Raw genomic sequence first — 10,050 nt, forward strand, 5'->3', positions numbered from 1 at the left:
GACAGACAATTGATTCTTCTCAGAAAAACCGGAAAATCAGTAGTGTGATTTTCCGGTTTCTGGCTGAATTATTACTTAGCCTGCTCGTTCAGAACGGCTTTATGAGAGAGATTTACCCGCCCCTGATTATCGATTTCAGTAACTTTAACTTTCAACTCGTCACCGATAGAGACAACATCTTCCACTTTACCGACTCGCTCGTTCGCAAGTTGAGAGATATGCACCAGTCCATCTTTGCCTTTAAAGATTTCAACGAAACAACCAAACTTTTCAATACGCTTGACTGTGCCAACGTAAGTTTCTCCCACTTTTGCTTCGCGAACATTTTCTTCAATAATGGAGAGTGCCTTATCGATCATCTCGACATCAAGACCGGAAATGAAAACTGTCCCATCCTGTTCAATATCAATTTTAACACCGGTCTCTTCAATGATCTTATTGATATTTTTACCACTTGGTCCAATAACAGAGCGGATCTTATCGGGATGTATGGTCATGGTTTTGATCTTCGGAGCATATTGACTTAACTCATTACGTGGTTCAGGAATCGCAGACAGCATGTTATCAAGAATCTTCAATCTGCCATCACGAGCCTGTTCAAGGGCTTCCTTTAGCACTTCACGAGTGATTCCGTCAATTTTGATATCCATTTGAAGTGCTGTTACACCATGCTTGGTTCCTGCTACTTTGAAGTCCATGTCTCCCAGTGCATCTTCCATGCCTTGAATATCTGTCAGAACAGTCATGTCATCACCATGTTTCACAAGACCCATTGCGATCCCTGCTACAGGGGCCGTAAGAGGAACTCCTGCAGCCATCATTGCCATGGTTGATGCACAAATGCTTGCCTGCGAGGTTGACCCATTGGATTCAAGTACCTCCGATACGAGACGAATGGTATACGGGAAATCACTTTCAGATGGAATGACCTGTTCAAGGGCACGTTCTCCCAAAGCTCCATGACCAATTTCACGACGGCCCGGTCCTCTGATTGGACCTGTTTCTCCAACAGAGAAAAGTGGGAAATTATAGTGATGCATAAACCGTTTTGACTCTTCAATGCCCAATCCATCAATCACTTGAACATCACCAAGCGCTCCAAGTGTACAAATACTTAATGCCTGCGTCTGACCCCGTGTAAATAAACCGGAGCCATGAGTACGAGGCAAAATATCAACTTCGGATGCAAGCGCACGGATTTCGTCTGTTTGACGTCCATCAGGACGAATATTCTCTTTTGTAATTAATTCCCTGACAACTTCTTTAACCAGCTTATTCAAAATTTCTTTTATTTCTTTTGAACGGTCCTCTTCATCTTCTTTTGAAACATAGTCAAGCTGAATTTCATCAAAGACATCGGAGATCGCATCTTCTCGTGCTGATTTCTCTACAACTTTCGCAGCTTCCTTCAATTTTTCATAAGCCTTCTCTCGAAGTTCAGATTGAAGTTCCTGGTCCGTAGTAAGCAATTGCACTTCCATCTTCGATTTACCGACTTCCGCAACAATCTCTTCTTGAAAAGCAACGAGGCGTTTGATCTCATCATGTCCAAACAGGATGGCTTCAAGCATGTCTGATTCAGGAACTTGTTCAGCACCTGCCTCAACCATATTCACCGCATCTTTTGTACCTGCCACAATCAGATCAATATCGCTTTCAGCCATTTGAGTGGTCGTTGGGTTAATGATGAATTCGCCATCTACGCGTCCAACAACAACACCCGCAATCGGCCCGCCGAATGGAATATCTGAAATAGATAACGCCATGGAGGAACCAATCATTGCCGCCATTTCTGAAGATGCATTCTGATCACTGCTCATAACCATGCTGATAACTTGAACATCATTACGATAGCCGTCTGGAAATAAAGGTCGGATCGGCCGGTCAATTAATCGTGAAGTAAGTACTGCATTATCACTTGGACGTCCTTCACGTTTAATGAATCCCCCAGGGATTTTACCCGCAGCATACAAGCGCTCTTCATAGTTCACAGTCAATGGAAAGAAAGGAAGGTCCTTTGGTTCTTTTGATCCCGTAGCAGTAGACAGTACAGTTGTATCCCCGTACTTCACCATCACAGCTCCATTTGCCTGTTTTGCATACTTACCGACTTCAAATGACAGAGTTCGTCCTGCCCATTCCATTGAATATACTTTGGTTTCTTTACTCATCAATTGTTCTCCCCTCACCGATAACACTGTTTGTTCACCAGTGCCTCTGTGTTTTATATGTAAATCTCATTACATCGCACGTAATACGCTTTCTCTCAACCCCTTAATCATAACAAAGATTTCGAACTCATGAAAGCTATTTCTATTTCATCAAATGAATTTTCAGACACAAAAAAAAAGCGGGATATAACCCGCTTTTTTTTGATTAACGACGTAATCCGAGTGCATCAACAACCTGACGATATCGGGTAACATCTTTGTTACGCAGATACGTGAGCAGGTTACGACGCTGTCCTACCATTTTGAGCAGTCCCCGACGGGAGTGATGATCCTTCTTATGCGTACGAAGATGATCATTCAATGTCGTGATCTGTTCGGTAAGGATAGCAATCTGTACTTCTGGAGAACCCGTATCATTTTCATGTGTTTTGAACTTTTCAATGATCTCGTTCTTGCGTTCTACTGTTAAAGCCATCCTGTTCCACCTCCTTTTCATTCTATCCCCAATTGCCGAGCAGACGTCGGTGAATCGTACTGCCAAGCATTGGTTCATAACATTATTGATCATACTATAGAAGATCAGCCATGGTCAAGGACTGTTTTTATCAGTCCTTCTGTTTACCAGCAAAAAACGCTTTCACCTGCTCCGAATCCAAGTTGATTTGTCTCACCAGTTGATCCGGCCCCGAAAATTTTTGCTCACCTCGAATAAATTTGTGAAAACTGACTGACAGCTCCTGATCGTATAAATCACCTTCGTAGTCAAAGATATGAGCCTCTAAAACGGGCGTTTCGGGATGCTTATCGTTAAAGGTCGGTTTAAAGCCTATGTTACAAATCCCTTTATGGATTTTTTCCTCACCGGCCGTACGAACTGTGACTGCATAAACGCCATTTGCAGGCATCAATGTTTTTTGATCAATGCTCACATTTGCTGTCGGAAAACCAATTGTTCGCCCTCTTTGATCACCCTGTTCCACATGACCTGTCAATGAGTAAACACGCCCTAAATAAGCATTGACCTTTTCGATATCTCCCTTAATCAAAGAATCACGAATCGATGTAGAACTGATTTTTTCATCTTCTGATTTGACTTTATTGACCACTGTTCTTTCAAGCATTCCACGGGAGTGAAATGGCAGTGTTTCCATGGTTCCTTTCCCCATGCGACCATAAGTGTAATCAAAACCTGCGATAACATGCCTGACCGATTGCCGAATCAGGAATTGATCTACGAACTGTTGAGGAGACAGATCCGCAAATGATTCATCAAACGTAACGATAAACAGATAATCAACCCCTAAGGCATCGATCAGATTGATCTTCTCATCTAAGGTCGATAAATACTTCACCTGATCTGCCTCATCCGGTCTCAGAATTTCTTTAGGGTGCGGATAAAATGTCATGACACCACTTTTAATCCCCTTTGTTTTTGCAATCTCAACCGCATGTCTGATCACTTTCTGATGTCCTCTGTGAACGCCGTCAAAAAAACCAAGTGCCAAAGCGGCTGGTTCAATATTCAGAGCAGGTTGAGGATAACTCATATGAATGACTTCCAATCAGATGCACCCCTTTTACTCGTCTTTTTCAAAATCTAATACTGTACGGATCATTTTCTCAGGACGCATCATTCCCGAGCGTTTCGGATCTTTTTTGTATAATGCAATCAACCTCAACTTTTCATCCAGTACAGAAAAAAAAGCGTCATCAGTATTTTTGACATCGTCAGATAAAGGCAAAATCCCACCTTGAAGAATGCGGATTCGATCAGTTTCATTTACAACGATTGATGGGATCTTTTCGAAAGCCCGTTCCACCGGAATCAGCAATTGACTTATATCATTTACCTCTTGTTGTTCCATCTCCTCAAATGTAACACAATCGGCTTCAGTAAACGAACCCGATGCATTCCTTGTCAGGTTCGACATATGAGCAGGAAACCCGAGTTCTTCACCTATTGTTACTGCCAGGGTTCGGATATAGGTTCCTTTACTGCAACTGCATTTGAATGAGAATCTGACCGCTCCATCCTCATTTTGCGTAACCGGTGATACCCGCTTCAGTTCATGAATGGTCACTAATCTGGCAGGTCGTTCAACTTCTTCTCCTGCACGGGCATATTCATAAAGCCTTCGCCCCTTTACCTTCACAGCAGAATACATAGGTGGGATCTGCGTTTGCTCACCATGCAATTTCGTTAAAACCGCATCTACGTCTTCTTCGGGAATATTCTCAGCTGGATAGTCTTTTGAAACCAACTGGCCACTTGAATCTTCTGTTTCAGTGGACCACCCGATCGTTACTTCGCCTGTATACATCTTCCCGGCTTCAGTTAAGTACTGGACAATCTTGGTGGCCCGCCCTACACAAACGGGAAGGACGCCATTGACATCCGGATCAAGGGTTCCGGTATGTCCGGCTTTTTTTGTGCCCAGTATTTTACTTGCCTGTCTTACGGCTTGAAATGAAGTCATACCCCTTGGTTTCCAAAGTGGTAGAATACCCATCAATTCATTCTTCAAAAGATCACTTCCTGTTCGTTGTCTTCTCCATATGTAAACGGAAAAGGAGCAGCTGTCAATCCACAGTCTGCTCCCGCCATTCAGCCTTCCTTATTCAGGTTCCTGAGCAGCTCATCAATGCGGTTACCGCGATCGATGCTTTCATCAAATTTAAATTGCAGTTCAGGTGTTTTACGTAATTTAATACGCTGGCCAATCTCGCTTCTGATGAAGCCCTTTGCTTTTTCAAGTGCATCCAGACTTTTACTTCGCTCCTCTTCATCACCATAAACAGTAACGAAAGCTGTTGCCTGTTGCAAGTCACCGGTCACGTCCACTGCTGTGACAGTAACGAATCCGATGCGGGGGTCTTTGATACCACGCTGAATGATGTCTGTCAGTTCTTTTTTGATCTGCTCACCTACGCGGTTCGCTCTTAAATTCCCCATTTGATTTCACTCCTTATGACACTGGCATGTCAAAGCCATTCCCAGTCAATTTCTGTTACTTCTACCGAGACATAACTATCGATAAAAGACAGCGCACGATTCAGTTCTTTTTCAGCTTGTTGACGTTCATTACTGACAGTGACGACCGTCCACTGTACACGCTGCCAGCGTTCCTGATGATTTGTCTCAGCAATGGCAATATTAAAACGCTGAGACAATCTGGTTACCAAGCTTTTTATGATGGAACGTTTCTCTTTCAAAGTCTGACAATCATAAAGCATTGCTTCGATTACAATGACACCGATCATTTCGGTTTAACTTCCTCCATAACGAAAGCTTCGATAATGTCGCCTTCTTTCACATCATTAAATTTTTCAATGGTAATACCACATTCATAGTTGTTAGAAACTTCCTTCACATCATCTTTGAAACGTTTAAGATCCTTCAATACACCTTCAAAGATGACAACCCCATCTCGAATCACGCGAACAGAGGAGTGTCGGGTAATTTTTCCGTCTGTTACATAGGAACCAGCAATAGAACCGACCTTCGAGACTTTGAAAATTTGACGAACCTCTGCCTGACCAATCACTTTTTCCTGATAAACAGGATCAAGAAGACCTTTCATCGCTGATTCAATTTCTTCAATTGCATTATAAATGACGCGGTGTAAACGAATATCCACACCCTCGACATCAGCGGTCCGTTTGGCATTGACATCGGGTCTGACGTTAAATCCGATGACAATTGCGTTTGAAGCTGACGCCAGAATAATATCAGATTCCGCAATCGCCCCAACCCCGGTGTGAATGATGTTGATTTTAACACCTTCAACCTCGATCTTTTCAAGGGAGCCTTTCATTGCTTCTGCCGAACCTTGAACATCCGCTTTTACAATGATATTTATCTCTTTGATGTCCCCTTGCTGAATCTGGTTGAACAGATCATCAAGTGAAACGCGTGAGGTTTCTCTGCGCTCAGCCTGACGTTTTTTCATTGCTCGTTGCTCACCAATCTGACGGGCTTTCTTTTCATCTTTAAAGACCATAAAGCGGTCGCCTGCCTGTGGAACAGCATTGAGACCCGTAATTTCCACCGGCATGGAAGGTTCTGCAGTTTTCACTCTTCGGCCAAGATCATTGACCATTGCCCGCACTTTACCAAATGCGTTGCCGACAACAATCGGATCACCGACATGAAGTGTTCCACCTTGTACGAGAAGTGTAGCAACTGGCCCTCGTCCACGGTCCAGCTCGGCTTCCACTACGGTTCCATATGCTTCCCGATCCGGATTAGCTTTTAGTTCTTCAACTTCAGTAACAAGGAGAATCATCTCAAGGAGGTCGTCAATTCCTTTTGCATTTAATGCGGACACTTCAACGAAAATCGTGTCGCCACCCCATGCTTCAGCTACCAGACCATGTTCTGTCAACTCCTGCATAACACGATCAGGATTGGCTCCTTCTTTATCAATCTTGTTAACAGCCACAATGATCGGTACTTCCGCAGCTTTAGCGTGGTTGATGGCTTCTATCGTTTGAGGCATGACGCCATCATCCGCTGCAACGACGAGAATGGTAATATCGGTCACCTGAGCCCCGCGCGCGCGCATCGTTGTAAACGCAGCGTGCCCTGGAGTATCAAGGAAAGTGATTTTCTTATCGTTTTCCTCAACTTGATAAGCACCGATGTGTTGCGTTATTCCGCCCGCTTCACCTGCAACGACTTTCGTATGGCGGATGCTGTCAAGTAATGTCGTCTTACCATGGTCGACGTGTCCCATGATGGTAACAACCGCAGGACGTTCCTCAGTTTTCCCCTCATCATCATCCGCTTCAGAAATGGCTGTTTCGAAATCCGTTTCGTCTATAATGATTTCTTCTTCAACCTTGATACCATATTCTTCTGCAAGGATTTCCAAAGCATCTTTATCCAATTCCTGGTTGATGGTTGCCATAACTCCAAGGAACATCAGCTTTTTGATAATCTCAGATGGTTCGCGGTAAATTTTCTCCGCAAATTCACCAACTGTAACGGGTGGTGTGTACAACACTTTTTCCGGGAGCTTACGCGGCATGGTGGAAGGTTGCTGGTTCGGATTTTGCTGCCGCTTATCATTTTTACGATTGCGGTTTTTGTTACCACCTTTATTAATACCTTTGTTCTGACCTCGGTTTTGCTGATTTCCCGGCCCTTTGTTTCCTTGATTCTTTTGATTTGGCTGGTTTTTCTGGTTACCGGATTTCACCTGATTGTTTTGTGGTTTATTTGTGCTGCCCTGTCCTTTATTGGGTTGCTGCGGCTTATTTTGGGTCTGATTTTTCGGCCGGTCCTGATTACGATTATTGTCCGCAGGTTTACGGCTCTCTGCCGTTTTTTTCTCAGGTTGATTACTTTTTCCTGTGATTCCTTCAAGTTTATTCATACTTTCCTGATCAATCACGCTCATATGATTGGAGACTTCAATCCCTAAATCCTTCAGTTTATTGATCACTTCTTTACTGGTTGTATTATTTTCTTTTGCATATTCGTAAATTCTTTTTTTACTCAATGTACATACCTCCCGTTTTCATTCAGAGAAGCAAAGTTCGTTTATTGACCGTCCAGTTCTTTCTGGATCCGGTTCATGATCGAAGTGGCAAATCCCTGGTCCATGACAGCAATGGAAACTCTCTCATGTTTACCCAAAGCATGCCCCAATGTTTCACGATCTGAAACAACTGCAAGCCGTACGCGATAAAACGTTGTTTTATCCGTCATTTTTTTCAAGGTTCCCGATGAGGCGTCTGATGCAACAATAACCAGCTTTGCTTTGTTGGATTGAATCGCTTTGATCACCTGTTCTTCTCCTGTAACAAGAGCTCCGGCCCGTTGAACAAGTCCCAGTGTCGACGTCCAGTGCTGACTCATCGCAACTTGCTTCTCTCATGTTCATGAATCAACTGATCGTAAACCTCGTCTGATACTTTGGCTTTCAGGTTTCTAGCAAGTAAATTTGACTGTCTTGCTTTTTCGATCACTTTTCGATCATTTGCAATATACGCTCCACGACCTGATTTCTTACTGCTTGGATCAACGAAGATCTCACCTTCCGGTGAGCGAACAACTCTGATCAACTCTTTTTTAGGTTTCATTTCCTGTGTGACTATACACTTTCTCAAGGGTGTTTTCTTTTTTGATGTCATCGCAACATCACTCCTGGTCGTCCTTCTCCGAATCATAATCCGCTTCTTCATCAAAATCCAGAAGATCATTATCCGCGAGATCTGCAAATGATTCCGGTGTATCTTCTTCGACTTCTTCTTCAAAGAAACTTTCTTCATCAGATAATGGATATATACCCGATTCTTCTGCTTCTGATTCACTCTTAATATCAATTTTCCAACCCGTGAGTTTAGCAGCGAGCCTGGCGTTTTGTCCTCGTTTACCAATAGCAAGAGATAATTGGTAATCCGGCACAATCACCGTTGTTGTCTTCTCAGCTTCGTTTACAAGCACTTCCACTACTTTCGAAGGACTCAATGCATTGGAAACATATACTTTCGGGTCTTCTGACCAGCGGACAATATCTATCTTCTCACCTTTTAGTTCATCAACGATAGTTTGCACCCGCTGTCCCCGTTGACCGACGCAGGAACCTACCGGGTCGACATCTTCGTCCTCTGCATGAACGGAGATTTTAGATCGTTCTCCTGCTTCTCTGGAAACTGATTTCACCTCGACAGTACCATCATAAATCTCAGGTACTTCCAATTCAAAAAGACGTTTGAGAAGACCGGGATGTGACCTCGATATCATGATTTGTGGTCCCTTTGTCGTTTTTTCGACTTTGGTGATGAACGCCTTGATCCGGTCATTGTGTCGATATGTTTCATTCGGCATTTGCTCATTCAGTGGCATAATAGCCTCGACTTTTCCAAGATCAACATAAATGAACCGATGATCCTGCCTTTGGACTATGCCTGTCATGATGTCTTCTTCACGATCGATAAAATCGGAATAAATAATCCCACGCTCTGCTTCTCGAACGCGTTGAGTTACCACCTGTTTTGCCGTTTGTGCAGCAATCCGGCCGAAATCCCGGGGTGTCACCTCAATTTCAACGATATCATCGACTTCATAGTGCACGTTGATTTCTTTGGCTGCATCTTGACTGATCTCCAGCCTTTCATCAAACACCTCTTCAACAACCGTTTTGCGGGCAAAAACTCTGATTTGTCCCGTTTCTCTGTCGATGTCTACCCTAACATTTTGGGCGGAGTTGAAATTTCGTTTATAACCTGTAATCAGGGCTTGTTCAATGGCTTCAAGAATAATTTCTTTATCTATTCCTTTATCTTTTTCAATGGTTGCCAAGGCATCCATAAATTCACTGTTCATGGAATCCTGATCCCCCTTTCATAATTTAAAACAAAACAGCTAAACGAGCTTTTGCTACTTTGTCATATGGAATGGTTTTTTCCAGTTTCTGCGTCTTCACTTTCTGCTCAATGACCAATAACTCTCCATCAAAAGAGAGTAATCTTCCTTCAAAGACTTTCTCACCATCTAATGGCGCGTAAGTGGAGACGTGAACATTTTTCCCGACCGCTTTTGCGATATCATTCGCTTTTTTCAATGGCCGTTCAGCCCCTGGTGATGACACTTCCAGGTAATAGGCCTGATCAATCGGATCGGTGCTGTCCAGCGATTTACTCAACTGTTCACTGACCGTGGAACAATCGTCCAATCCAATGCCTTCTGGTCCATCTATAAATACACGGAGAAACCAGTTTTTACCTTCCTTGACAAACTCAATATCGACCAGTTCAAGATTGAGTTCATCCAGGATCGGTTGAACCAGTTGTTCCACTTTCTGCGTAACATCTACGCCCATACTTGATTTCCTCCTTTACCGTTAGAACCTTGCTCATTAAAAGAAAGAGT

General features: G+C 43.4%; 11 protein-coding genes. All 11 read right to left on the reverse strand.

Features of this window, described 5'->3' with window-relative positions; all coding sequences use genetic code 11:
* Positions 1-71: 71 nt before the first annotated feature.
* The gene (gene pnp, locus BBEV_RS08895) at positions 72-2,171 is read right to left on the reverse strand and encodes a polyribonucleotide nucleotidyltransferase (protein ID WP_069365148.1); all 2,100 of its coding nucleotides are present in this window, start codon (positions 2,169-2,171) and stop codon (positions 72-74) included.
* Between the two features lie 205 nt (positions 2,172-2,376).
* Positions 2,377-2,646, reverse strand: coding sequence for a 30S ribosomal protein S15 (rpsO, locus tag BBEV_RS08900; RefSeq protein ID WP_069365149.1), 270 nt, complete (start codon positions 2,644-2,646; stop codon positions 2,377-2,379).
* Between the two features lie 130 nt (positions 2,647-2,776).
* Positions 2,777-3,718, reverse strand: coding sequence for a bifunctional riboflavin kinase/FAD synthetase (locus BBEV_RS08905; RefSeq protein WP_232318145.1), 942 nt, complete (start codon positions 3,716-3,718; stop codon positions 2,777-2,779).
* A gap of 30 nt (positions 3,719-3,748) precedes the next feature.
* A complete protein-coding gene (truB, locus tag BBEV_RS08910) occupies positions 3,749-4,681 on the reverse strand; it encodes a tRNA pseudouridine(55) synthase TruB (protein WP_069366680.1) in 933 nt (310 codons plus the stop codon).
* Positions 4,682-4,776: 95 nt separating this feature from the next.
* The gene (gene rbfA / locus BBEV_RS08915) at positions 4,777-5,124 is read right to left on the reverse strand and encodes a 30S ribosome-binding factor RbfA (RefSeq protein ID WP_069365151.1); all 348 of its coding nucleotides are present in this window, start codon (positions 5,122-5,124) and stop codon (positions 4,777-4,779) included.
* Between the two features lie 29 nt (positions 5,125-5,153).
* The gene (locus BBEV_RS08920; protein WP_069365152.1) at positions 5,154-5,432 is read right to left on the reverse strand and encodes a DUF503 domain-containing protein; all 279 of its coding nucleotides are present in this window, start codon (positions 5,430-5,432) and stop codon (positions 5,154-5,156) included.
* A complete protein-coding gene (infB, locus tag BBEV_RS08925; RefSeq protein WP_069365153.1) occupies positions 5,429-7,675 on the reverse strand; it encodes a translation initiation factor IF-2 in 2,247 nt (748 codons plus the stop codon). The genes BBEV_RS08920 and infB overlap by 4 nt, the downstream gene beginning before the upstream one ends.
* 41 nt (positions 7,676-7,716) lie before the next feature.
* A complete protein-coding gene (locus tag BBEV_RS08930; RefSeq protein WP_069365154.1) occupies positions 7,717-8,034 on the reverse strand; it encodes a YlxQ family RNA-binding protein in 318 nt (105 codons plus the stop codon).
* The gene (rnpM, locus tag BBEV_RS08935; RefSeq protein WP_069365155.1) at positions 8,031-8,309 is read right to left on the reverse strand and encodes an RNase P modulator RnpM; all 279 of its coding nucleotides are present in this window, start codon (positions 8,307-8,309) and stop codon (positions 8,031-8,033) included. The genes BBEV_RS08930 and rnpM overlap by 4 nt, the downstream gene beginning before the upstream one ends.
* A 7-nt stretch (positions 8,310-8,316) precedes the next feature.
* Complete coding sequence (nusA, locus tag BBEV_RS08940) at positions 8,317-9,504, reverse strand: transcription termination factor NusA (RefSeq protein WP_069365156.1); 1,188 nt, start codon at positions 9,502-9,504, stop codon at positions 8,317-8,319.
* 25 nt (positions 9,505-9,529) lie between these two features.
* Positions 9,530-10,000 (reverse strand): ribosome maturation factor RimP, encoded by a 471-nt coding sequence (rimP, locus tag BBEV_RS08945; RefSeq protein ID WP_069365157.1) that lies wholly within the window; start codon positions 9,998-10,000, stop codon positions 9,530-9,532.
* Positions 10,001-10,050: the final 50 nt, after the last annotated feature.

Source organism: Salisediminibacterium beveridgei (genome assembly GCF_001721685.1).
Lineage (GTDB): Bacteria > Bacillota > Bacilli > Bacillales > Salisediminibacteriaceae > Salisediminibacterium > Salisediminibacterium beveridgei.

Coding starts and splice junctions, on each gene's coding strand:
- truB (WP_069366680.1), bottom strand. CDS start 4,681: ATGGGTATTCTACCACTTTGGAAACCAAGGGGTATGACTTCATTTCAA.
- BBEV_RS08920 (WP_069365152.1), bottom strand. CDS start 5,432: ATGATCGGTGTCATTGTAATCGAAGCAATGCTTTATGATTGTCAGACT.
- rpsO (WP_069365149.1), bottom strand. CDS start 2,646: ATGGCTTTAACAGTAGAACGCAAGAACGAGATCATTGAAAAGTTCAAA.
- rimP (WP_069365157.1), bottom strand. CDS start 10,000: ATGGGCGTAGATGTTACGCAGAAAGTGGAACAACTGGTTCAACCGATC.
- BBEV_RS08930 (WP_069365154.1), bottom strand. CDS start 8,034: ATGAGTCAGCACTGGACGTCGACACTGGGACTTGTTCAACGGGCCGGA.
- rnpM (WP_069365155.1), bottom strand. CDS start 8,309: ATGACATCAAAAAAGAAAACACCCTTGAGAAAGTGTATAGTCACACAG.
- rbfA (WP_069365151.1), bottom strand. CDS start 5,124: ATGGGGAATTTAAGAGCGAACCGCGTAGGTGAGCAGATCAAAAAAGAA.
- pnp (WP_069365148.1), bottom strand. CDS start 2,171: ATGAGTAAAGAAACCAAAGTATATTCAATGGAATGGGCAGGACGAACT.
- nusA (WP_069365156.1), bottom strand. CDS start 9,504: ATGAACAGTGAATTTATGGATGCCTTGGCAACCATTGAAAAAGATAAA.
- BBEV_RS08905 (WP_232318145.1), bottom strand. CDS start 3,718: ATGAGTTATCCTCAACCTGCTCTGAATATTGAACCAGCCGCTTTGGCA.